The following is a 23,182-nucleotide window of genomic DNA, read 5'->3' as shown; positions in this document are numbered from 1 at the left end:
CATGACGGATCGCAAGACCGAACTCGCCGAGAACCTGGCCCGGGTGGAGGAACGAATCGCCTCCGCCTGCGCCGCGGCCGGGCGCGCACGGGCGGACGTGACCCTCATCGTGGTCACCAAGACCTATCCCGCGAGCGACGTGCGGCTGCTCCACGGACTGGGCGTGCGCGAAGTCGCGGAGAACCGCGACCAGGATGCCGCCCCCAAGGCCGCCGCCTGCGCCGACCTCGATCTGACCTGGCACTTCGTGGGCCAGCTCCAGACGAACAAGGTGCGTTCGGTGGCCGGTTACGCCGACACCGTGCAGTCGGTCGACCGGGTCCGGCTCATCACCTCGCTCTCCACCGCGGCCGTCCGGGCCGAGCGTGAACTGGGCTGTCTGATCCAGGTCGCGCTCGACGCGGAGTCGGGCGAGCGGGGCGAGCGCGGAGGCGTTGCCCCGGACGGGATCGGGGAGTTGGCCGAGCTGATCGCCGGGGCGCCGGGGCTGCGGCTCGACGGTCTGATGACCGTGGCACCGCTGGCCGGTGAGTACGCCGGACGGCAACGGGCGGCTTTCGAGCGGCTGCTGGAATTCTCATCCCGCCTGCGCGCGGACCATCCGGCTGCGAACATGGTGTCAGCAGGGATGAGTGCGGACCTCGAAGAGGCCGTCGCGGCCGGAGCGACACATGTACGCGTCGGAACGGCGGTGCTCGGAGACCGACCCCGGCTCGGGTAACGTCGCGAAGCAAGTCGGACCACAGCAGAAAATATGGTCATTCCCACTCTTCGGTGGGCAGACCGCGTGGATCGTGGGCCCTTGGTGACGCTGCCAGTTGGCGACAGGAGCGATCCACCACAGAGCGGAGGAATCTGAGCATGGCCGGCGCGATGCGCAAGATGGCGGTCTACCTCGGCCTCGTGGAGGACGATGGGTACGACGGCCGGGGGTTCGACCCCGACGACGATTTCGAACCCGAGCCCGAACCGGAGCGCGACCGTCGGCGGCACCAGCCCCCGCACCAGTCCCCGCTCCAGGACGAACGGGACGAACCGGTACGAGTAACTCAGCCTCCAGCGCCGAGAGAACCGGTTCAGCTATCGGTAGAAAGCGGACGTCCGGCGCGAATTGCACCCGTGGCGTCCATCACACCTGAACGTCCGAGCCTGGAGAAGAACGCGCCGGTGATCATGCCCAAGGTTGTGTCCGAGCGGGAGCCGTACCGCATCACCACGCTGCACCCGCGGACCTACAACGAGGCCCGTACCATCGGGGAACACTTCCGCGAGGGCACTCCGGTGATCATGAATCTCACCGAGATGGACGACACCGACGCGAAGCGACTTGTCGACTTTGCCGCCGGTCTGGTCTTCGGTCTGCATGGCAGCATTGAACGGGTGACGCAGAAGGTGTTCCTGCTGTCTCCTGCTAACGTCGATGTCACGGCGGAGGACAAGGCCCGCATCGCAGAGGGCGGATTCTTCAACCAGAGCTGAGAACACGACACCGGGAACGAACCGGCCGACAACAGGCCGGAGCTTTGATGCAAGGGGAGAGGGAAGCGCGAGATGGGCGTCGCACTACAGGTGGTCTACATCGCGCTGATGTGCTTCCTCATCGTGCTGATCTTCCGGCTCGTCATGGACTACGTCTTCCAGTTCGCCCGTTCATGGCAACCCGGCAAGGCGATGGTGGTCGTTCTTGAGGCCACCTACACTGTCACCGATCCACCGCTCAAGCTTCTGCGGCGGTTCATTCCGCCGCTGCGTCTCGGGGGCGTGGCACTCGACCTGTCCTTCTTCGTTCTGATGATCATCGTCTACATCCTGATCAGCATCGTGGTCAGGTTGTGAACGATTCGGTCCTGCCGACTGCCGACGACTACGTAGAGGTGAAGAAGAGATGCCGCTGACCCCCGAGGACGTGCGGAACAAGCAGTTCACGACCGTCCGCCTCCGAGAAGGCTATGACGAGGACGAGGTCGATGCCTTCCTCGACGAGGTCGAGTCGGAGCTGACGCGACTGCTGCGCGAGAACGAGGATCTGCGCGCCAAGCTGGCCGCCGCGACCCGTGCCGCCGCGCAGAACCAGCAGCAGCAGGGCATGCGCAAGCAGGAGCCGCAGGACGGCCGAGGCCCGGGCGCGCCCGTACCCGCGGCCATATCCGGTCCGCCGCAGGTTCAGCAGCAGCAGCCGCAGATGGGCCCGCCCCAGCTGCCCAGCGGCGCTCCGCAGCTGCCCGCGGGACCCGGCGGCCACGGCCCCCAGGGCCAGCACGGCCAGGGTCCGATGGGTCAGGGCCCCATGGGTCAGGGTCCGATGGGCCAGCAGAACCACCCCCAGAACCAGCTGGGTCAGGGCCCCATGGGTCAGAACCAGCTCGGCCAGGGCCCCATGGGCCAGCCGATGGGCGGCCCCATGGGCGGTCACGGTCCGCAGATGGGACAGCCGGCCCAGGCGCCCGGTGGCGACAGCGCCGCCCGTGTGCTCTCCCTCGCGCAGCAGACCGCCGACCAGGCGATCGCGGAGGCCCGTTCCGAGGCCAACAAGATCGTCGGCGAGGCCCGGTCCCGCGCCGAGGGCCTGGAGCGCGACGCCCGTGCCAAGGCCGACGCCCTGGAGCGGGACGCGCAGGAGAAGCACCGCGTCGCGATGGGCTCCCTGGAGTCCGCCCGCGCCACCCTGGAGCGCAAGGTCGAGGACCTGCGGGGCTTCGAGCGCGAGTACCGTACGCGTCTGAAGTCCTACCTGGAGTCGCAGCTGCGCCAGCTGGAGACCCAGGCCGACGACTCGCTCGCGCCGCCGCGCACCCCGGCGACCGCGTCGCTGCCGCCGGCTCCGCAGATGAGCGGTTCCATGGCGTCGGCCGGTGCCGGCGCGATGGGGCACCCGATGGGTGGCCAGCCGTCCATGGGCGGGCAGCCGTCCATGCCGAGCGCGCCGTCCTACGGTGGCCAGCAGCAGATGTCGCCGGCCATGACCCAGCCGATGGCGCCGGTGCGGCCGCAGGGGCCCTCGCCCATGCAGCAGGCGCCTTCGCCGATGCGCGGGTTCCTGATCGACGAGGACGACAACTGACGGGCTCTACGCGCGTGCCCCGCGCGTAGCCGTCGGCAGGCTGCAAGGGCCGGTACCGGGTTTCCCCCGGTACCGGCCCTTCGCCGTACCCGGGCGGGTGGTCGCCTGCGACGGGCGGCGTCCCCACCCCGCCCCTTCCCGAGCCCTCCGGGGGTGTGGGTGGCTGACGGTTGACTGCTGGGGCTCCGTGCCCGACCCCGTTCGCGCCTTGAGGGCGGTCGTCCTCGAACTCCCCAAGGCCTTGAGGGCCAGGTGACCCCCATGACGGGCTGAAGCGCCCCAGCACCGGTACGGCCGAACCACGACGGCCCGCCCCCAGAACCGCGGGGGCGGGCCGTTCGGGCCGTTCGGTGGGGTTACACCTTGCGGAGGCGGAACGTCAGGGACAGGGGCTCGTCCGTGAACGGGGCGCCGTAGGAGTCGTCCGCGGAGCCCGACGCGTAATCCGTGGCCAGGACCTCGTCCGCGATCAGGGCGGCGTGGGCCGACAGGGCCGAGGAGACCTCCGGGTCGGCGGACTCCCAGCGGACCGCGATCCGGTCCGCCACATCGAGCCCGCTGTTCTTGCGCGCCTCCTGGATCAGCCGGATCGCGTCCCGGGCCAGGCCCGCGAGCCGCAGCTCCGGGGTGATCTCCAGGTCGAGGGCGACCGTCGCACCGGAGTCGGAGGCCACCGACCAGCCCTCGCGCGGGGTCTCGGTGATGATGACCTCGTCGGGGGCCAGCGACACGGGCTCGCCATGGACCTCGACCGACGCCGAGCCGGTGTCGCGCAGCGACGCCGAAAGGGCCGCCGCGTCCGCCGCGGCCACGGCCTTCGCCACGTCCTGGACGCCCTTGCCGAACCGCTTGCCGAGCGCCCGGAAGTTGGCCTTCGCCGTGGTGTCGACCAGCGAGCCGCCCACCTCGGAGAGCGAGGCGAGCGACGACACGTTCAGCTCCTCCGTGATCTGCGCGTGCAGCTCGGGGGAGAGCGCCTCGAAGCCCGCCACCGCGACCAGCGCCCGGGACAGCGGCTGACGCGTCTTGACGCCCGACTCGGCACGGGTCGCCCGGCCCAGCTCCACCAGACGGCGGACCAGCGCCATCTGCTGCGAGAGCGCGGGGTCGATCGCGGAGGCGTCCGCGGCCGGCCAGGTGGAGAGGTGCACCGACTCCGGGGCGTCCGGGGTCACCGGCACGACCATGTCCTGCCAGACCCGCTCGGCGATGAACGGCGTCAGCGGCGCCATCAGGCGCGTGATCGTCTCGACCACGTCGTGCAGCGTGCGCAGGGCCGCCTTGTCGCCCTGCCAGAAGCGGCGGCGCGAGCGGCGCACGTACCAGTTGGAGAGGTCGTCGACGAAGGAGGACAGGGCCTTTCCGGCCCGCTGGGTGTCGTAGGACTCCAGGGCCGAAGTCACCTGCCCCACCAGCGAGTTGAGCTCGCTGAGCAGCCAGCGGTCCAGGACCGTGCGGTCGGCCGGGGCCGGGTCGGCCGCGCTCGGCGCCCAGTCGGACGTACGGGCGTACAGGGCCTGGAAGGCGACGGTGTTCCAGTAGGTGAGCAGCGTCTTGCGCACCACCTCCTGGATGGTGCCGTGGCCGACCCGGCGGGCCGCCCACGGGGAGCCGCCGGCCGCCATGAACCAGCGCACCGCGTCGGCGCCGTGCTGGTCCATCAGCGGGATGGGGTCCAGGGTGTTGCCCAGGTGCTTGGACATCTTGCGGCCGTCCTCGGCGAGGATGTGGCCGAGGCAGACCACGTTCTCGTAACTGGACTTGTCGAAGACCAGGGTGCCGACCGCCATCAGCGTGTAGAACCAGCCGCGGGTCTGGTCGATGGCCTCGGAGATGAACTGGGCCGGGTAGCGGCTCTCGAACAGCTCCTTGCTCTGGTGCGGGTAGCCGTACTGCGCGAACGGCATCGAGCCCGAGTCGTACCAGGCGTCGATGACCTCGGGCACGCGCACCGCTTCGAGCGAGCAGCCCTCGGCGGTGCAGGTGAAGGTCACCTCGTCGATGTACGGCCGGTGCGGGTCGAGTGCGGACTGGTCGGTGCCGGTCAGCTCGGTCAGCTCGGCGCGCGAGCCGACGCAGGTCAGGTGGCCCTCCTCGCAGCGCCAGATGGGCAGCGGGGTGCCCCAGTAGCGGTTGCGGGACAGCGCCCAGTCGATGTTGTTCTTCAGCCAGTCGCCGAAGCGGCCCTCCTTGACCGACTCCGGGAACCAGTTGGTCTTCTCGTTCTCCCGCAGCATCGCGTCCTTGACGGCGGTGGTGCGGATGTACCAGGACGGCTGCGCGTAGTAGAGCAGCGCGGTGTGGCAGCGCCAGCAGTGCGGGTAGCTGTGCTCGTACGGGACGTGGCGGAAGAGGAGGCCGCGCTCCTTGAGGTCCTCCGTGAGCTTCTCGTCGGCCTTCTTGAAGAAGACGCCGCCGACCAGCGGGACGTCCTCCTCGAAGGTGCCGTCGGGGCGGACCGGGTTCACGACCGGAAGCCCGTACGCCTTGCAGACCAGGAGGTCGTCGGCGCCGAAGGCGGGGGACTGGTGGACCAGACCCGTACCGTCCTCGGTCGTGACGTACTCGGCGTTCACCACGTAGTGCGCGGGCACGGGGCTGAGTCCGTTGGTTCCCTCGCCCGCGCTCGGGAACTCGACCAGCTCGAAGGGGCGCTGATAGGTCCAGCGCTCCATCTCGGCGCCGGTGAACGACTGGCCGGTGGCCTCCCAGCCCTCGCCGAGGGCCTTCTCCAGGAGGGGCTCGGCGACGACGAGCTTCTCCTCGCCGTTCGTCGCCACGACGTAGGTGACCTCGGGGTGGGCCGCGACCGCCGTGTTGGACACTAGCGTCCAGGGGGTCGTCGTCCACACCAGGAGGGCCGCCTCGCCGGCGAGCGGGCCGCCGGTGAGCGGGAAGCGCACGAAGACCGAGGGGTCGACGACCGTCTCGTAGCCCTGCGCCAGCTCGTGGTCCGAGAGGCCGGTGCCGCAGCGCGGGCACCAGGGGGCGACGCGGTGGTCCTGGGTGAGCAGGCCCTTGTTGAAGATCTCCTTCAGGGACCACCACACGGACTCGACGTACTGCGGGTCCATCGTGCGGTAGGCGTCGTCCAGGTCGACCCAGTAGCCCATGCGGGTCGTGAGGTCGGCGAAGGCGTCGGTGTGCCGGGTCACGGACTCGCGGCACTTGGCGTTGAACTCGGCGATGCCGTACGCCTCGATGTCCTTCTTGCCGTTGAAGCCCAGCTCCTTCTCGACCGCGAGCTCGACGGGCAGGCCGTGGCAGTCCCAGCCGGCCTTGCGGGCCACGTGGTAGCCCTGCATCGTGCGGAAGCGGGGGAAGACGTCCTTGAAGACGCGGGCCTCGATGTGGTGGGCGCCCGGCATGCCGTTGGCGGTGGGCGGGCCCTCGTAGAAGACCCACTCCGGGCGGCCCTCGGACTGTTCGAGGCTCTTGGCGAAGACCTTGGACCGCTCCCAGAAGTCGAGCACGGCGTGCTCAAGGGCGGGCAGGTCTACCTGGGCGGGCACCTGGCGGTACTGCGACATCCGGTCATCCTCCGGCGGATCGTCGTGCGGTTCCGTCGGAGGGACGAGAGGCGGCCCTCGTGGGGCGCTTCCCGCGGTACCACCCTCCTTGGCGGTGTGCGGAACACCGCCCCCTCATTGGGGTCGCGAAGCCGGTTCTACGGACCCCGGTAACCCGGGGTCTTTCTTCCGGCGGCTCGGGGGTGATCTTCACCGCGCGCTCGCCTCCGGGCTCACACCGTCCCCGGATCGCTCTTGGCCGCGTACGCCGTTACTCGTCCCGTCCACGCCTCTCGCTGCGGCCAGTGTACGGGGCCCGGGGAAGCACGGCCGACCGGTTTACGGGGGGCCTGCGGCAGAGCGTGTCCATGACCCGAATGGCCATACGGGCCCCGGCGGGCTCCGGCGCCGCCCGTCCGGCGGATTCACCGGGGCGGGAGCTGGGCACAACCGATGCAGGTTCGCCGTGCCGCCGGTCCGGGGCGGGGCGAACCGGCGGCGTGCCCCGTTGCCGCGGGCCTGGGGTCGATTTATCGTCCCAGCACGATTCGCGAGCAAGATCACAATATGTGAAGGGGCCGCGGCCATGGTGGCGAAGAAGACCGCCGTAGAGACCACAACGGCGTCCGCGAGAGCCGACGCCACGAGTGCCGCCGCGGGTGCCGACACGGGCTCTGCGGACCAGGCGACGACCGGTACGAAGAGTGCCGCGGCCGGCGCCGCGGCCGGGAAGGCGGCCCCCGCCGAGCCCGCCGCGAAGACCGCGTCGGCCGAGGTGGGAGGAGCCGAAAAGGCATCGGCCGAGCATGCCGGGGCCGCCAAGAAGACCGCACGAGCCAAGAAGGCGGCTCCTGCCAAGAAGGCCACCGCGGCCAAGACGGCGGCCAAGACGGCGGCCAAGACGGCGGCCAAGACCGCGGCCAAGAAGGCCACCGCAGCCAAGACCGCAGCCAAGACCGCGACCAAGACCGTGGCCAAGACCGTGGCCAAGAAGGCTGTCGTGAAGAAGGCGGCCGCCGAGAAGACCGGGGCCGCGAAGGCAACCGGGACGGCGCGGACCGCGTCCGACAAGGCGACCGGCAAGGACAGGGCGACCGGCACGACGGCTTCGGCGGCATCCGCCGGGGCGCGCGCCAAGAAGGCCGCGACCGCGGCCCAGGGGGCGGCTGAGGCCGCGGAAGAGACGGGAGCCAACAAGGTGGTTGCGAAGAAGACCGCGGCAAGGACGACGGCGGCCGGGGCCGCCGCCGCGTCGGCGGTGCCGGCGGCCCGTGCCGTCGCCACGACCGCCCCGGGCGAGCTTCCGGTCCGTCCGGGCGAGGATCCCTGGACCCCGGAGGAGGTCGCCGAGGCCCGCAACGAGCTGTCCAGCGAGGTGCTGCGGCTGCGCAGCGAGATCGAGGCGTCGGAGGCGGCGCTGACCGGCCTGATGCGCGACTCCGGCGACGGCGCGGGTGACGACGACGCCGACACCGGCACCAAGAACATCACCCGCGAGCACGAGATGTCGCTGGCCGCCAACGCCCGCGAGACCCTGGAGCAGACCGAGCACGCCCTGGAGCGGCTCGACGCCGGGACGTACGGGTACTGCGAGATCTGCGGCAACCCGATCGGCAAAGCCCGGATGCAGGCGTTCCCGCGCGCCACCCTCTGCGTGGAGGACAAGCAGAAGCAGGAACGGCGGGGCTGAGTCCGCACAGGTGTGCCGTACTCTCGTGCTCAGTCAGGAACCTAGACGGTCGAGGGACTCACGTGGCAGAGGCGGAGAGCGTCATCGGTACGCCGGATGTGGAAGGGGCCGACGAGCAGGCGGCCCCTGCCGAGCAGCCGAAGGGCAAGCGGAAGATCGCCGTGCTGTTCACGGTGGCGGTCGTCGCCTACCTTCTCGACCTCGGCAGCAAGATGCTCGTGGTGGCCAGGCTGGAGCACCACGAGCCGATCGCGGTCATCGGTGACCTGCTCCAGTTGAACGCGATCCGCAACGCGGGCGCCGCCTTCGGGATCGGCGAGGCCTTCACGGTGATCTTCACGATCATCGCGGCGACCGTGATCGTGGTGATCGCGCGGCTCGCGCGCAAGCTCTACAGCCTGCCGTGGGCCATCGCGCTCGGCCTGCTGCTCGGTGGCGCGCTCGGCAACCTGACCGACCGGATCTTCCGCTCGCCCGGGATCTTCGAGGGCGCGGTCGTCGACTTCATCGCCCCCAAGGACTTCGCGGTCTTCAACCTCGCGGACTCGGCGATCGTCTGCGGCGGCATCCTGATCGTGATCCTGTCCTTCCGCGGCCTCGACCCGGACGGCAGCGTCCACAAGGACTGAGCGGGCACCGAGCCTGCCCACGGGTCCGGCCGCGAGCCTGCCCACGGGTCCGGCACCGAGGCCGGCCACGGGTCCGACCGCCGGACGCGCGGCGGGCGATGTCGGTGGGGCAAGGCATACTCGACGGGTGAGCACGATTCCCGAGATCCGCACCCTGCCCGTTCCCGACGGCCTCGAAGGCGAGCGCGTCGACGCCGCCATCTCCCGCATGTTCGGGTTTTCCCGTACCAAGGCGGCCGAGCTCGCCGCGGCGGGGAAGGTCCAGGTCGACGGCGCCGTGGTCGGCAAGTCCGAGCGGGTGCACGGCGGGGCCTGGCTGGAGGTCGAGATGCCGCAGGCGCCGGCCCCGGTGCAGATCGTGGCCGAGCCCGTCGACGGCATGGAGATCGTGCACGACGACGACGACATCGTCGTGATCATGAAGCCGGTGGGCGTCGCCGCCCACCCGAGCCCCGGCTGGACCGGTACCACCGTCATCGGCGGCCTCGCCGCGGCCGGCTACCGCATCTCCACCTCGGGCGCCGCCGAGCGCCAGGGCATCGTGCACCGCCTCGACGTCGGCACCTCGGGCCTGATGGTCGTCGCCAAGTCCGAGCGGGCCTACACCTCGCTCAAGCAGCAGTTCCGCGAGCGCGTCGTCGACAAGCGCTACCACGCCCTGGTCCAGGGCCACCCGGACCCGATGAGCGGCACCATCGACGCCCCGATCGGGCGCCACCCCAACCACGACTACAAGTGGGCCGTGACCGCCGAAGGCAAGCCGTCCGTCACGCACTACGACCTGATCGAGGCGTTCCGCGCCGCCTCGCTGCTCGACATCAAGCTGGAGACCGGGCGCACGCACCAGATCCGCGTCCACATGTCGGCCCACCGCCACCCCTGCGTCGGCGACATCACCTACGGCGCCGACCCCACCATCGCCAAGCGCCTGGGCCTGACCCGCCAGTGGCTGCACGCGGTGAAGCTCGGCTTCGAGCACCCCTCGGACGGCCAGTGGGTCGAGTTCGAGAGCACCTACCCGGCCGACCTCCAGCACGCCCTCGACGTCATCCGGGCCGAGAGCGAATGACGGGGTACCGGGTCCGGGTCGCCGAGGGCGAGGCCGACCTGGAGGCCTGCTTCGCCGTGCGCAAGCAGGTGTTCGTGGTCGAGCAGCGGGTGCCCGAGGAGATCGAGTACGACGCGTACGACGCCGGCGCCCTGCACGTGCTGGCCGTCGGCGCCGGGGGCCCGCTCGGCACCGGGCGGCTCCTGTACGGCCCCGCGGTGCTGGCCAGGACCGGCGGCGAGGACACCGGCTCGCTCGGCCGGCTCGCGGTCACCGCGGCGGCCCGGGGGCTCGGCGTCGGCGCGGCCCTGGTGCGCGCGATCGAGGACGCCGCCCGTGCGCGCGGCCTGAGCGCGGTCGACCTGCACGCGCAGACGCATGCGCTGGGTTTCTACCAGCGGCTCGGATACGAGGCGTACGGCCCGGAGTTCCCGGACGCCGGGATCCCGCACCGGGCGATGCGGCGGGCCCTGGACCGCAGTTCCGTAGCCGGGTACCCCGAAGGTTCGAACCGAACCCTTTTGCCCCCCAGTGGGCGGTTGGTGCGGGTTGCGTGGCACGCTTGAGGTCTTGATCCTCAAGGCCGTCCAGGCCCGCACCGCCCGGAGGGCATCCCGTGGACCAGCTCGCCCTGTTGCTCGTGCTCCTGCTCGGGGCGGTGGTGACGGTCCCGTTGGGGGAGCGGCTCGGGCTTCCCGCGCCGGTGCTCATGACGCTCGGCGGGATCGTGATGGCGCTGCTGCCGTTCGTGCCCAACGTGGACATCGAGCCGGAGCTCATCCTGCCGCTGGTGCTGCCCCCGCTGCTCTACGCCTCCGTGCAGCGCACCTCCTGGCGGCAGTTCACGGCCAATGTGCGGCCGATCTTCCTGCTCGCGGTCGCGCTCGTCTTCGTGACCACGGCCGCCGTCGCGGCCATCGCGAACTCGCTGGTGCCGGGCCTGCCGCTCGCCGCCGCCGTCGCGCTCGGCGCGCTCGTCGCCCCGCCCGACCCGGTCGCGGCCACCGCCGTGGCGGGCTCGCTCGGTCTGCCGCGCCGCCTGGTGTCGATCCTGGAGGGCGAGGGCCTGTTCAACGACGTCACCGCGATCGTGCTCTACCACGTGGCGATCGCCGCGGCCGTGAGCGGCACCTTCTCCTGGGCCGAGGCGGCAGGCCAGCTGGTGCTCTCGGCCGTGGTCGCCGTCGCGGTCGGCCTCGCGCTCGGCTGGGCCGCGAACAAGCTGATGAGCCTGCTCGGCGACCCCACCCTCCAGATCGGCCTCACCCTCCTCGTGCCGTTCGTGGGCTACGTCCTGGCCGAGGAGTTCCACGGCTCGGGCGTCCTCGCCGTACTGACCGTGGCGCTGTTCCTGGCCGAGCACACGATGGACGCCGACGACGTCCAGGGCCGCCTTGCGGGGGCCACGTTCTGGCAGATCGTCGACACCCTGGTCACCGGCGTCGCGTTCGGCCTCATCGGGCTCGAACTCCACAACGTCTTCGGCACCGCGACCGGCCGCGAAGCGCACATGTTCGGCTGGGCGGCGGCCGTGGTGGGCGTCGTCGTGGGCGTACGGCTGCTGTGGCTGCTCCCGGCGACGTGGCTCGCCAAGCGGCTGCACACCCTGCGCGACTACGACGAGGAGATCCCGACCACGTGGCGGGAGACCATCGTCATGTGGTGGGCCGGGATGCGCGGCGTGGCCTCCGTGGCCCTCGCCCTCGCCATCCCGCTCAAGACGGAGGACGGGGCGCCCTTCCCCGGCCGGGACGAGGTCATCTTCATCGCCTTCGCCGTGATCATGACCACCCTGGTCTTCCAGGGGCTCACGCTGCCCTGGCTGGTCAGGAAGCTGGGCGTACGGGCCGACACGGACGCCGAGCGCACCCTGGAGCGGGACCTCGCGATCCGGGCCGCCAAGGCCGCCAAGCGGCGCCTGAAGGAGATCGAGGACGTCGAGGAGCTGCCCGAGGAGGTCATGGAGCAGCTGCACCGCCGGGCCTACGACGTGGGCGCGCGGATCAGCCCCGACATGGTCGACGAGGAGCGCCGGGAGTCCTACGCGAAGCGGGTGGAGCGGATCAGGGCCGTGCAGCGCATCCAGCGGGAGATGATGTCGGCCGCCCGGCACGAGGTGCTCTCGGCGCGCAGCGAGCCCGGGGCCGATCCCGAGATCGTCGACCGGGTGCTGCGCCAGCTGGACGTCCGCAGCCTGCGCTGACCTCGCACCCCTGGCCTCGCGCCCCCCGATCCTGCGCGCCCCGCCCGGCACACCCCGGCCCCGCACACCCCGGCCCCGCGCACCCCGGCCCCGCGCGGCTCAGCGGCGCCCGTCCTCGATGCGGCGCTCGTCCTCAAGTGCCGTACCCGTACCGGGAGCCGGCGGCTGGATCGCATCGGTGACGATCCTCGGCAGGGCGTAGGGATGCTCCGCGTACAGCCAGGCCACCAGCTGTTCGCGGACCGTCACCCGGACCGTCCAGATGTCGTCCGCGTCCTTGGCCGTGACGACCGCCCGCACCTGGATCGTGGACGGGGTCGTGTCGGTGACCGCGAGCGAGAAGTCGCGGCCGTCCCAGGCCGGGCACTCCTTGAGGATCATGGCGAGCCGTTCGCGCATCAGCGGGAGCGGCGCCGAGTGGTCCAGGTGGAAGAAGACCGTGCCGGTCATCTGGGCGCCGCCGCGCGACCAGTTCTGGAACGGCTTGCTGGTGAAGTACGACACCGGCATGGTCAGGCGGCGCTCGTCCCAGGTGCGGACCGCGAGAAAGGTGAGCGTGATCTCCTCGACGACGCCCCACTCGCCGTCCACCACCACCGTGTCACCGATCCGGACCATGTCGCCGAAGGCGATCTGGAGCCCGGCGAACAGGTTCCCGAGGGTGGACTGGGCCGCCACACCGGCGACGACGCCCACGATGCCCGCCGAGGCCAGCAGGGAGGCGCCGGCCGCCCGCATGGCCGGGAAGGTGAGCAGCATCGCGGCGACCGCCACCACGATGACGATCGCGCTCACCACCCGCTGGATGAGCGTGACCTGGGTGCGGACCCGGCGCACCCGGGCGGGATCGCGCGTCGAGGTGGCGTAGCGGGTGTACGAGGACTCCACGACGGCCGTGGCGATCCGCACCACCAGCCAGGAGCTCGCGCCGATCAGGACCAGGGTCAGGATCTGGGCCAGGCCCGCCTGGTGCTCCTGGACCGGCTTCCACTTGATGCTGTTGAACGAGCCGCGCAGTATCGCGGTGAGCAGGACGAGGTTCAGCGGAACGCGGCACCGGCGCAGCAGTCCCCACAGTGGCGTCTCGCGATGACGCGAGTCCTCCCTGAGCAGCAGTCGGTCGGCCAGCCACCCCACAACCAGTGTGAGCACGACCGAGCCGCCGATGACGATCAACGGACGCAGTACGTTCTCCATGCCCTCGACCGTAACTGGCACGATGGCCCCATGAACATCATGCTTTTCCATTCGGTCTACGGTCTGCGCCCCGCCGTACAGGAGGCGGCCGAGCGGCTGCGGGCCGCAGGACACCAGGTGCACGTCCCCGACCTGTACGAGGGCCGCACCGCGGAGACCGTCGAGGAGGGCAGCGACATCAAGGACGAGATCGGCGCCGACGAACTCCTGAAACGAGCCGTCCTGGCCGCCGCCCCGTACTCGGAGAGCGGTCTCGTCTACGCCGGGTTCTCGCTCGGCGGCTCCATCGCGCAGAACCTCGCGCTCGGCGACAGCAGGGCCCGCGGCCTGCTGCTGCTCCACGGCACCTCGGACATGGCGGAGCACGCCTCCGTGGACGAGCTCCCGGTCCAGCTGCACATCGCCGACCCGGACCCGTTCGAGACGGGGGACTGGCTCAACTCCTGGTACCTGCGGATGCAGCGGTCCGGCGCGGACGTGGAGATCTACCGCTACCCGGGCGCCGGCCACCTCTACACCGACCCGGGCCTGCCGGACTACGACGAGGCGGCGGCGGAACTGACCTGGCGCACCGCCCTCGGCTTCCTCGAAGGGCTCGACGCCTAGGAGCGGGCCTGCGCCCAGGCGTCCCGGGCCGTCAGGCGTACGCCCGCCCGGGAGCACCCTCCGGCGTACAGCGGTCCGGCCGCCGCGGGCGGGCATCGTCACCTGATTCGCCCTGGTGGGCAGCGGAGTCGACGACGCTTCGGCCGATGGCCGAGTGAACTCTCACAGCGGGGCCCCGATGGCTGAAGCTTGCCGCCACCGGGCGATCCGTGTCCGGGTGACCGGGCCTCACACCACCATCAGCGAAGGAATGTCCATGTCCAGCGGACGCCAGAACCGCACCGCCATTCTGATACCCGTCTTCATCGCCGCACCGGTCGTCGTGTTGCTCGCGGTCGTCAATCTGACCATGTCGGGTCCCGCGCAGGCGGCACTCATGGCGGTTCTGCTGGCTGCCGTGCTGGTGTGTGCCGTACTCATCTGCAAGGGAATCGCCCGGAGCCGCAGCTGAGTGAGAACACCGCGGCCCGCCTCCGCCGCGCGACCGTACGGTTCGCTTCGTCCTCCGCCGTGATGCGGCCCCGCGGCACGGACGACGGCGGCCACCTCCTGCACGGCGTCTGTCCCCCGCGGTACACACACCGGCCCTGAAGCCGAACGGGCGGCCCGGACCCGGAGGTCCGGACCGCCCGTTCACAGGCGTGGGGGATCGACCCGCCGGGGATCAGCCCTTGAGCGCCTTGTCGATCGCGGCCGTGAAGGAGGCCGGGTCCGAGGGGGCGTTGTCCGAGCCGTCCGCGGTGATCTTCTTGCCGTCCATCTTCAGGGTGGGCGTGCCCTGGACGCCGCTCTTGTCGAACTTGTCCGACATGACGAGCGCCCACTTGTCGTAGGTGCCGTCCTTGACCGCCTTGTCGAAGGCCGCGTTGCCCTTGAGCGCCGGGACGGTGTCCGCGATCTCGATCAGGTAGTCGCGGTCCTTGAACTTGTCGGTCGTCTCCTCGGGGTGGTACTTCGCCGAGTAGAGCGCCGACTTGTACTCAAGGAAGGCCTCGGGGCTGACGTTCAGGGCCGCGCCGAGCGCGCTCAGGGCGGTCTTCGAGCCCGTGCCCGGGCTGCCCTTGTCGATGAACGTGGCGCCGATGAACTGGATCTTGTACTTGCCCGCGTCGACGTCCTTCTTGATCGTCGGGCCGACGGCCTGCTCGAACTGCGAGCAGATCGGGCAGCGCGGGTCCTCGTACATTTCGAGGGTCTTCTTCGCGTCCGCCTTGCCGATGACGACGGTCGTGCCGTCGCTGCCCGAGTTGGCGGGCTTCACCAGGGCCTTGTCCTTGGCGGCGTCCCACGCGCTGGGCTTCATGGCCTGCATGATCCCGTAGCTCGCTCCGCCGGCCACGGCGAGGACGGCGACGATGGACCCGGCCACGATGAGCTGGCGGCGGGTCTTGGCCTTCTTGGCCTCGCGCTCGCGCTCCGCTCGCAGCCGCTCGCGGGCGGCAGCCTTGTTGGCCTGGCTGTTGCGGGAACTCATGATCTTTTTCTCCGGATGGCAGGTGGGGAAAGTGAGGGGGACCGTGGTGCTCGGAGCTCAGAGGAGACCGAGCGCCGGGCTGGGCGGTCCCCTTCGTGCCACGGAGTGCACCAGGAGGCGGGTGCGCGAGCCGCCGGGCCCGGCGTGCGCCGGGCGCGCGAGCGGGCGGCCGTGGCCGTCGGCGGTCCGCACCACGGCGACCGCGATCAGCAGCGGCCGGAACGCGAACGCGCCGACCGCGCGCAGCAGCCGGGCCAGCGCCGCCTCGCCGCGCCGCAGCCACAGGGCCGCGAGCAGCCCGACGGCCAGGTGTGCGCCGAGCAGCAGCCAGGGCACGGCCGGCCCCGGGTGGGTCAGGAGCGTCGCCGCTCCGGCCGGGGTGTGCACGGCCCCCAGCGTGCCGCCGCCGCACAGCAGGTCGAAGCCGACCGCGCGCAGGGCGCCCGCGACGGGACCGCCCGCCGGGCCGTAGCAGACGTGCTGACCCGTGGTGAACAGGGTGTCGGCGGCCAGCTCCAGCGGGACGAGGGTCCCCGCGATCGCCCAGTAGCCGCGCTCGCGCCCGGCCAGGGCGTACGCGATGACGAACACCGCGCCGGCCGCGCCGGCCACCAGCGAGAGGGGCAGCGGGACCTGCGAGAGCAGCACATGGGACGCGGCCGAGAGCGTCACGACGAGCGCTGTGAAAAGCGCCGCGCGTGCCGCCCTGAGCTGCGTCCTCGATATGTCCATCGCGGGTGAGTGTGCCATGTCCCGCTGTCAGCCGTGCCTAAAGGTTCCGTGAGACCGGGACCGGCCCGGCCGGTCGTGGCCGGAACACCTGGCCCCGGCCCGCCGGCGGACGCCTACAGGCCCGGAATGCGGCCGTTGCGGAACAGGTCGACGAAGATCTGGTGGTCGGCCCGGGCCCGCGACCCGTAGGAGTGCGCGAAGTCCACGAGCAGGGCGGCGAAGCCCTCCTCGTCGGCGGCGATCGCCGCGTCGATGGCCCGCTCGGTGGAGAACGGGACCAGCTCCGAGTGGCCGCTCTCGTCGTCCGCCGCCGCGTGCATCGCCGCGGTGGCCCGGCCGAGGTCGGCGACGACCGCCGTGATCTCGTCCGGGTCGTCGAGGTCCGACCAGTCCAGGTCCACCGCGTACGGCGAGACCTCGGCGACCAGCTGGCCCGCGCCGTCCAGCTCCGTCCAGCCCAGCCACGGGTCGGCGGCAGCCTGGAGCGCGCGCTGCGAGATCACCGTGCGGTGCCCCTCGTGCTCGAAGTAGCCGCGCACCGCCGGGTCCGTGATGTGCCGGGAGACGGCCGGGGTCTGTGCCTGCTTGATGTAGATCACCACATCGTTCTCCAGGGCGTCGCTGTGCCCTTCGAGCAGGATGTTGTACGAGGGCAGACCCGCCGAGCCGATCCCGATGCCGCGCCGCCCGACCACGTCCTTCACGCGGTAGGAGTCCGGGCGCACCAGGCTCTCCTCGGGCAGCGTCTCCAGATAGCCGTCGAAGGCCGCGAGCACCTTGTAGCGCGTCGCCGCGTCCAGCTCGATCGAGCCGTCGCCCTCGGTGAACCGGCGCTCGTAGTCACGGATCTCGGTCATGGAGTCGAGCAGCGCGAACCGCGTGCGGGCGCGCGCGTCGCGCAGCGCGCCGAGCAGCGGGCCCTCGGCCGTGTCCAGGGTGAAGGGCGGCACCTCGTCGTCCTTGGCGCCGGAGGCCAGCGCGTGGATGCGCTCGCGGTAGGCGGCCGCGTAGGTGCGCACCAGGTCGCTGATCTGCTCGTCGCTGAACGCCTTGGTGTAGCCGATCAGCGCGAGCGAGGCGGCGAGCCGCTTCAGGTCCCAGGTGAAGGGGCCCACGTACGCCTCGTCGAAGTCGTTGACGTTGAAGATCAGCCGGCCGTTGGCGTCCATGTACGTGCCGAAGTTCTCGGCGTGCAGGTCGCCGTGGATCCAGACCCGGCCGGTGCGCTCGTCCAGGTAGGGACCGCCGTGCCGCTCCTTCTCCAGGTCCGCGTAGAACAGGCAGGCCGTGCCCCGGTAGAAGGCGAACGCGGAGGCCGCCATCTTGCGGAACTTGACCCGGAAGGCCGCCGGGTCGGCGGCCAGGAGCCGGCCGAACGCCGTCTCGAATACGGCGAGTATCTCTTCGCCGCGCGCCTGGGCGCTGGGCTGCGGGGCCGACATCGCTGGGTGCCTCCTGGTGCGTACTGCCTGCGTCACGATCGGGGCAGGGTATGCCCCTACCAACGCGCGACCGTACCCCGGAGTGCCCGCCGCGACGACCGGCCGGCGCTGCTCGCCGATGCGCCCCGCGCCGAGGTTCACCGTCGGCTGTCAGTGGGGCGACGTAGACTCCGAGGCTGTCCCCCTCGCTCTGCGAACCCCCCTTGCCGCTGGAGGCCACAGCCGTGACTGGCACGTCCAAGACACCGTTCACGCACCTTCACGTCCACACCCAGTACTCGCTGCTGGACGGTGCCGCGCGGCTCAAGGACATGTTCGACGCCTGCAATGAGATGGGCATGACGCACATCGCCATGTCCGACCACGGCAACCTCCACGGTGCCTACGACTTCTTCCATTCGGCGAAGAAGGCGGGCGTCACGCCGATCATCGGCATCGAGGCGTACGTGGCCCCCGAGTCGCGGCGCAACAAGCGCAAGATCCAGTGGGGCCAGCCGCACCAGAAGCGCGACGACGTGTCCGGTTCGGGTGGTTATACGCACAAGACGATCTGGGCGGCGAACAAGACCGGTCTGCACAACCTCTTCCGGCTCTCCTCGGACGCGTACGCCGAGGGCTGGCTGCAGAAGTGGCCCCGGATGGACAAGGAGACGATCTCGCAGTGGTCGGAGGGGCTCATCGCCTCCACCGGCTGCCCCTCCGGCGAGGTGCAGACCCGGCTGCGGCTCGGCCAGTTCGACGAGGCGGTGCAGGCCGCCTCCGACTACAAGGACATCTTCGGCGAGGGCCGGTACTTCCTGGAGCTGATGGACCACGGCATCGAGATCGAACGCCGGGTCCGCGACGGCCTGTTGGAGATCGGCAAGAAGCTCGGCATCCCGCCGCTGGTCACCAACGACTCGCACTACACCTACGCCCACGAGGCGACCGCGCACGACGCGCTGCTGTGCATCCAGACCGGCAAGAACCTCTCGGACCCGGACCGCTTCCGCTTCGACGGCACCGGCTACTACCTGAAGTCGACCGACGAGATGTACGCGGTGGACTCCTCGGACGCCTGGCAGGAGGGCTGCCGCAACACCCTGCTGGTCGCCGAGCAGATCGACACGAGCGGCATGTTCGAGGCCAAGAACCTCATGCCGAAGTTCGAGATCCCCGAGGGCTACACCGAGGTCACCTGGTTCCAGGAGGAAGTCCGGGTCGGCATGGAGCGCCGCTATCCGGGAGGCGTCCCCGACGACCGCCAGAAGCAGGCGGAGTACGAGATGGACATCATCATCCAGATGGGGTTCCCGGGATACTTCCTGGTCGTCGCCGACTTCATCATGTGGGCCAAGAACAACGGCATCGCGGTCGGCCCCGGCCGTGGTTCGGCGGCCGGCTCGATCGTCGCGTACGCCATGGGCATCACCGACCTCGACCCCATCACGCACGGCCTGATCTTCGAGCGGTTCCTCAACCCCGAGCGCGTCTCCATGCCGGATGTCGACATCGACTTCGACGAGCGCAGGCGCGTCGAGGTGATCCGGTACGTGACGGAGAAGTACGGCTCCGACAAGGTCGCCATGATCGGCACCTACGGAAAGATCAAGGCGAAGAACGCCATCAAGGACTCCGCGCGCGTCCTCGGCTACCCGTACGCGATGGGCGACCGCCTCACCAAGGCGATGCCCGCCGACGTCCTCGGCAAGGGCATCGACCTCTCCGGCATCACCGACCCCAAGCACCCGCGCTACAGCGAGGCGGGCGAGATCCGGGGGATGTACGAGAACGAGCCGGACGTGAAGAAGGTCATCGACACCGCCAAGGGCGTCGAGGGCCTGGTCCGGCAGATGGGCGTGCACGCGGCCGGCGTCATCATGTCCAGCGAGCCGATCGTCGACCACGCGCCGATCTGGGTGCGGCACACCGACGGCGTCACCATCACGCAGTGGGACTACCCGCAGTGCGAGTCGCTCGGCCTGCTGAAGATGGACTTCCTGGGTCTGCGAAACCTGACCATCATGGACGACGCCGTCAAGATGGTGAAGGCCAACAAGGGCATCGACCTGGAGATGCTCTCGCTCCCGCTCGACGACCCGAAGACCTTCGAACTGCTCTGCCGCGGCGACACCCTCGGCGTCTTCCAGTTCGACGGCGGCCCGATGCGTTCGCTGCTGCGCCAGATGCAGCCCGACAACTTCGAGGACATTTCCGCCGTCTCGGCCCTGTACCGGCCGGGCCCGATGGGCATGAACTCGCACACGAACTACGCCGAGCGCAAGAACGGCCGCCAGGAGATCACCCCGATCCACCCGGAGCTGGAGGAGCCGCTCAAGGAGACCCTGGGCCTCACCTACGGCCTCATCGTGTACCAGGAGCAGGTGCAGAAGGCCGCCCAGATCGTGGCCGGCTACTCGCTGGGCGAGGCCGACATCCTGCGCCGCGTGATGGGCAAGAAGAAGCCCGAGGAGCTGGCGAAGAACTTCGTCCTCTTCCAGGCCGGCGCCAAGGAGAAGGGCTACTCCGACGCGGCGATCCAGGCCCTGTGGGACGTTCTGGTCCCGTTCGCCGGATACGCCTTCAACAAGGCGCACTCCTCGGCGTACGGCCTGGTCACCTACTGGACCGCGTACCTCAAGGCCAACTACCCCGCCGAGTACATGGCGGCGCTGCTCACCTCGGTGAAGGACGACAAGGACAAGTCGGCCATCTACCTCAACGAGTGCCGGCGCATGCGCATCAAGGTGCTGCCGCCGAACGTCAACGAGTCGGTGCACAACTTCGCCGCCCAGGGCGACGACGTGATCCTGTTCGGCCTGGAGGCCGTCCGCAACGTCGGCACCAACGTGGTCGACTCGATCATCCGCTCCCGCAAGGCCAAGGGGAAGTTCGCCTCCTTCCCCGACTACCTCGACAAGGTCGAGGCCGCCGCCTGCAACAAGCGCACCACGGAATCGCTGATCAAGGCGGGCGCCTTCGACACCATGGGCCACACCCGCAAGGGCCTGACCGCCCAGTTCGAGCCCATGATCGACAACGTGGTGCAGGTCAAGCGCAAGGAGGCCGAGGGCCAGTTCGACCTCTTCGGCGGCATGGACGAGGACAGCAGCGAGCCGGGCTTCGGCCTCGACGTCGAGTTCGGCGACGTGGAGTGGGAGAAGTCCTATCTGCTCGCCCAGGAACGCGAGATGCTCGGCCTGTACGTCTCCGACCATCCGCTGTTCGGCCTGGAGCACGTCCTGTCCGACAAGGCGGACGCGGGCATCGGCCAGCTCACCGGCGGGGACTACTCGGACGGCTCGATCGTCACCATCGGCGGCATCATCTCGGGCCTCCAGCGCAAGATGACCAAGCAGGGCAACGCCTGGGCGATCGCCACCGTCGAGGACCTGGCCGGCTCCATCGAGTGCATGTTCTTCCCGGCGACGTACCAGCTGGTGTCGACCCAGCTCGTCGAGGACGCCGTGGTGTTCGTCAAGGGCCGTCTCGACAAGCGCGAGGACATCCCGCGTCTGGTCGCGATGGAGCTGATGGTCCCCGACCTCTCCTCGGCGGGCACCAACGCGCCCGTCGTCCTGACCATCCCCACCGTGAAGGTCACCCCGCCGATGGTCAGCCGGCTCGGCGAGATCCTGGGGCACCACCGGGGCAACACCGAGGTGCGGATCAAGCTCCAGGGCCCGCGCTCGACCACCGTGCTGCGGCTCGACCGGCACCGGGTCCAGCCGGATCCGGCCCTCTTCGGCGACCTGAAGGTGCTGCTCGGCCCGTCCTGCCTGGCCGGCTGAGCCGCGCGGAGCCCTTTCCGGTACGGCACCGCACGAAAAGGGGCGCACCCATCGGGTGCGCCCCTTTTTCTCAATGACGGCTAGTTATGACCGAAGCGACGCTGGTGCTTACGGGCAACATCCGCCGGGCTGCCCTGGGCCTGCGACTGGGGCATGGCCTGGGACTCGAAGGCGGTCGACTTCGACTGCTCCTGGCCGCGCTCGGCGGCCTCGGAGCGCTCCTGCTGACTGCCGGACTTGCGGTTCTTGTTCTTGGCCATGGTGCTGCCTCCTGTGGGGAACTCGGGGCCAGGGCCGCTGTCAGACTCACACAGGTGGGCAAAGGTCGCATTTCGGATCATTACCGTGCGTGAGCGGGCTGTGACGCGCCAATCCGCCACGCCGATGATCGAGTTCCGGTGCTCAACCCTTGCGCGGTCGGGCAGACTCGAAGGAAACCCGAAGTTCATTCGGTGATCTCCCGAACCCCCGTTCCTGATTTCTTTATTTCTTCGGCTTTTCCGTTCCCGAAAGAGGGTGGAACGCATGGACCGCTGCGTCGTCCTGGTGGATGCCGGCTACCTGCTCGGTGCCGCCGCGAGTCTGCTGGCCGGAGAACCGGCCCGTTCCCGCATCACGGTCGATCACGCCGCCCTGATCCAGGGGCTCCGCGAGCGGGCTGAGGCCGATACCCAGCAGCCGCTCCTGCGCATCTACTGGTTCGACGGCGCTCCCGACCGGGTGCCGCAGCCAGAACACCGGCGGCTGCGCGTGATGCCCAGGGTCACCGTTCGCCTGGGCGCCCTGACCCGCAGCGACGGCCGCTGGGCGCAGAAGGGCGTGGACGCGGCCATGCACGCCGAGCTGACCGAACTCGCCCGCAACCGCGCCTGCTCGGACGTCGTCCTGGTGACCGGCGACGGCGATCTGCTGCCGGGCCTGATGTCCGCCAAGGAACACGGCGTGGCCGTCCACCTGTGGGCCGTCCAGGCCGCCGACGGCGACTACAACCAGTCCGAGGACCTGGTCGCCGAGGCCGACGAGCGCCGGGTGCTCGACCGGGCCTGGATCACCCAGGCCGTCCGCGCCCGCGACCTCACCGGCATCTGCGCCCCCGCGCCCGCGCCCCGGCCCGAGATCGCCGCGATCCTCTCCGCGCCGCTGCCCGAGTCCGCGCTGGCCGCATCCGCCGAGCGGGCCGCCGAGGCCCAGGCCGCCGCGGTCCGCAACGGCACCGCGCCCCCGGAGGCCCCCAGCGAGAACGGCGCCTCCGTGCCCGCGCCGACCGGCGCCAAGGGCGTACCCACCCCGAAGGACCTGGCCTCCCTGCGCGGCCCCGGCACCACCCCGGCCGCCCCCGCGCCGCCGGCCTCGGCGACCCTGCGCTGGTCGTCCGACAAGGGCTGGGTGGAGCGGCCCGGCTCCGCGCTCGGCGAGTCGCCCGAGACCGCCTCGCTGCCGACACTGGCCCAGCTCACCAGTGCGGAGCAGCGCTGGGCCGACCGTGAGGAGGACATCACCACGGTCGGCGGCGACCCCTACGAGGTGGGCCAGGTCTTCGCGCGGCGCTGGATGGAACGCCTCCCCGAGCCCTCGCACGTCCAGAAGCTGTCCACCATGTACCCGCGCATCCCGCACCGCATCGACGGTGAACTCCTGCGCTACGCCGCCCGGTTCGGCCTCCTCGCGCACAAGGACGACCAGATCGACGAGCACGACCGGTACGCGATCCGGGCCGGCTTCTGGCGCGAGATCGATGTCCGGGCCGCCGCCGAACGCCAGCCGGCCGGCGAGTAGCACGGCGGCCCGGGGCGGCTCGGCGGGTCCGCTAAGCCGCCCCCG

The 23,182-nt window shown here is 70.5% G+C and carries 19 protein-coding genes; 13 read left to right on the top strand and 6 right to left on the bottom strand.

Translation table 11 applies throughout. The annotated features are described in order from the left end of the window. Nucleotide 1 precedes the first annotated feature (1 nt). From ACFYNP_RS31875 to ACFYNP_RS31860, 4 genes are all read left to right on the top strand, one after another. Nucleotides 2–721, top strand: coding sequence for a YggS family pyridoxal phosphate-dependent enzyme (locus tag ACFYNP_RS31875; protein WP_388790403.1), 720 nt, complete (start codon nucleotides 2–4; stop codon nucleotides 719–721). A gap of 140 nt (nucleotides 722–861) precedes the next feature. Next, nucleotides 862–1,479, top strand: a complete 618-nt coding sequence (locus ACFYNP_RS31870) for a cell division protein SepF (RefSeq protein ID WP_161254125.1) — start codon at nucleotides 862–864, stop codon at nucleotides 1,477–1,479. A gap of 72 nt (nucleotides 1,480–1,551) precedes the next feature. Next, entirely contained in the window at nucleotides 1,552–1,836 is a 285-nt protein-coding gene (locus ACFYNP_RS31865; protein WP_114035728.1) for a YggT family protein, read from the top strand. Between the two features lie 49 nt (nucleotides 1,837–1,885). Next, the gene (locus ACFYNP_RS31860; RefSeq protein ID WP_388790399.1) at nucleotides 1,886–3,061 is read left to right on the top strand and encodes a DivIVA domain-containing protein; all 1,176 of its coding nucleotides are present in this window, start codon (nucleotides 1,886–1,888) and stop codon (nucleotides 3,059–3,061) included. Between the two features lie 356 nt (nucleotides 3,062–3,417). Here the strand turns inward: ACFYNP_RS31860 and ileS are convergent, their stop codons facing one another. Beyond that, nucleotides 3,418–6,591 carry an isoleucine--tRNA ligase gene (ileS, locus tag ACFYNP_RS31855; protein ID WP_388790396.1) on the bottom strand — a complete coding sequence of 1,058 codons (3,174 nt, stop codon included), beginning with the start codon at nucleotides 6,589–6,591 and terminating at the stop codon, nucleotides 3,418–3,420. Nucleotides 6,592–7,156: 565 nt separating this feature from the next. Between ileS and ACFYNP_RS31850 the strand changes: the two genes are divergently transcribed. The 5 genes from ACFYNP_RS31850 (at nucleotide 7,157) to ACFYNP_RS31830 (ending at nucleotide 12,140) form a co-directional block, all read left to right on the top strand. Further along, on the top strand, nucleotides 7,157–8,260 hold the full coding sequence (locus ACFYNP_RS31850; RefSeq protein ID WP_388790393.1) for a TraR/DksA family transcriptional regulator: 1,104 nt from the start codon (nucleotides 7,157–7,159) through the stop codon (nucleotides 8,258–8,260). A 62-nt stretch (nucleotides 8,261–8,322) separates the two neighbouring features. Continuing rightward, nucleotides 8,323–8,889, top strand: coding sequence for a signal peptidase II (gene lspA, locus ACFYNP_RS31845; RefSeq protein ID WP_100574578.1), 567 nt, complete (start codon nucleotides 8,323–8,325; stop codon nucleotides 8,887–8,889). A 127-nt stretch (nucleotides 8,890–9,016) separates the two neighbouring features. Next, nucleotides 9,017–9,958 carry an RluA family pseudouridine synthase gene (locus ACFYNP_RS31840; protein WP_100574577.1) on the top strand — a complete coding sequence of 314 codons (942 nt, stop codon included), beginning with the start codon at nucleotides 9,017–9,019 and terminating at the stop codon, nucleotides 9,956–9,958. Then, nucleotides 9,955–10,503, top strand: a complete 549-nt coding sequence (locus ACFYNP_RS31835; RefSeq protein WP_388790391.1) for a GNAT family N-acetyltransferase — start codon at nucleotides 9,955–9,957, stop codon at nucleotides 10,501–10,503. Before ACFYNP_RS31840 ends, ACFYNP_RS31835 begins: the two co-directional genes overlap by 4 nt. A 50-nt stretch (nucleotides 10,504–10,553) precedes the next feature. Further along, nucleotides 10,554–12,140 (top strand): Na+/H+ antiporter, encoded by a 1,587-nt coding sequence (locus ACFYNP_RS31830; RefSeq protein ID WP_388415149.1) that lies wholly within the window; start codon nucleotides 10,554–10,556, stop codon nucleotides 12,138–12,140. Nucleotides 12,141–12,239: 99 nt separating this feature from the next. Here the strand turns inward: ACFYNP_RS31830 and ACFYNP_RS31825 are convergent, their stop codons facing one another. Then, entirely contained in the window at nucleotides 12,240–13,337 is a 1,098-nt protein-coding gene (locus ACFYNP_RS31825; RefSeq protein ID WP_388415152.1) for a mechanosensitive ion channel family protein, read from the bottom strand. Between the two features lie 30 nt (nucleotides 13,338–13,367). Here ACFYNP_RS31825 and ACFYNP_RS31820 point away from each other — a divergent pair, with 30 nt between their 5' ends. Both ACFYNP_RS31820 and ACFYNP_RS31815 read left to right on the top strand, forming a co-directional pair. Next, entirely contained in the window at nucleotides 13,368–13,943 is a 576-nt protein-coding gene (locus ACFYNP_RS31820) for a dienelactone hydrolase family protein (RefSeq protein ID WP_388790388.1), read from the top strand. A gap of 256 nt (nucleotides 13,944–14,199) precedes the next feature. Beyond that, nucleotides 14,200–14,394: a hypothetical protein gene (locus ACFYNP_RS31815; RefSeq protein WP_388790385.1), complete on the top strand. Its 195-nt coding sequence runs from the start codon at nucleotides 14,200–14,202 to the stop codon at nucleotides 14,392–14,394. Nucleotides 14,395–14,607: 213 nt separating this feature from the next. On the opposite strand, the gene ACFYNP_RS31810 is transcribed toward ACFYNP_RS31815, so the two are convergent. The 3 genes from ACFYNP_RS31810 to ACFYNP_RS31800 all read right to left on the bottom strand — a co-directional run bounded on the left by ACFYNP_RS31810 (nucleotide 14,608) and on the right by ACFYNP_RS31800 (nucleotide 17,591). Continuing rightward, the gene (locus ACFYNP_RS31810) at nucleotides 14,608–15,417 is read right to left on the bottom strand and encodes a thioredoxin domain-containing protein (RefSeq protein WP_388790382.1); all 810 of its coding nucleotides are present in this window, start codon (nucleotides 15,415–15,417) and stop codon (nucleotides 14,608–14,610) included. A 57-nt stretch (nucleotides 15,418–15,474) separates the two neighbouring features. Continuing rightward, nucleotides 15,475–16,149 carry a hypothetical protein gene (locus ACFYNP_RS31805; protein ID WP_388790380.1) on the bottom strand — a complete coding sequence of 225 codons (675 nt, stop codon included), beginning with the start codon at nucleotides 16,147–16,149 and terminating at the stop codon, nucleotides 15,475–15,477. Nucleotides 16,150–16,262: 113 nt separating this feature from the next. Continuing rightward, the gene (locus ACFYNP_RS31800; RefSeq protein WP_388415164.1) at nucleotides 16,263–17,591 is read right to left on the bottom strand and encodes a DUF2252 domain-containing protein; all 1,329 of its coding nucleotides are present in this window, start codon (nucleotides 17,589–17,591) and stop codon (nucleotides 16,263–16,265) included. Nucleotides 17,592–17,815: 224 nt separating this feature from the next. On the opposite strand from ACFYNP_RS31800, the gene dnaE reads away from it, so the two are divergent. Then, nucleotides 17,816–21,361, top strand: coding sequence for a DNA polymerase III subunit alpha (dnaE, locus tag ACFYNP_RS31795; RefSeq protein WP_388415167.1), 3,546 nt, complete (start codon nucleotides 17,816–17,818; stop codon nucleotides 21,359–21,361). 80 nt (nucleotides 21,362–21,441) lie between these two features. On the opposite strand, the gene ACFYNP_RS31790 is transcribed toward dnaE, so the two are convergent. Next, the gene (locus ACFYNP_RS31790) at nucleotides 21,442–21,621 is read right to left on the bottom strand and encodes a hypothetical protein (protein ID WP_100574554.1); all 180 of its coding nucleotides are present in this window, start codon (nucleotides 21,619–21,621) and stop codon (nucleotides 21,442–21,444) included. Between the two features lie 265 nt (nucleotides 21,622–21,886). Between ACFYNP_RS31790 and ACFYNP_RS31785 the strand changes: the two genes are divergently transcribed. Further along, nucleotides 21,887–23,137, top strand: coding sequence for an NYN domain-containing protein (locus ACFYNP_RS31785; protein ID WP_100574553.1), 1,251 nt, complete (start codon nucleotides 21,887–21,889; stop codon nucleotides 23,135–23,137). The last annotated feature ends 45 nt before the right edge of the window (nucleotides 23,138–23,182 follow it).

Source organism: Streptomyces sp. NPDC006691 (genome assembly GCF_042869955.1).
In the GTDB taxonomy this organism is placed as follows: domain Bacteria; phylum Actinomycetota; class Actinomycetes; order Streptomycetales; family Streptomycetaceae; genus Streptomyces.
The sequence above is the reverse complement of the archived record's forward strand: the minus strand, read 5'-3'. Positions and strand labels throughout refer to the sequence as shown.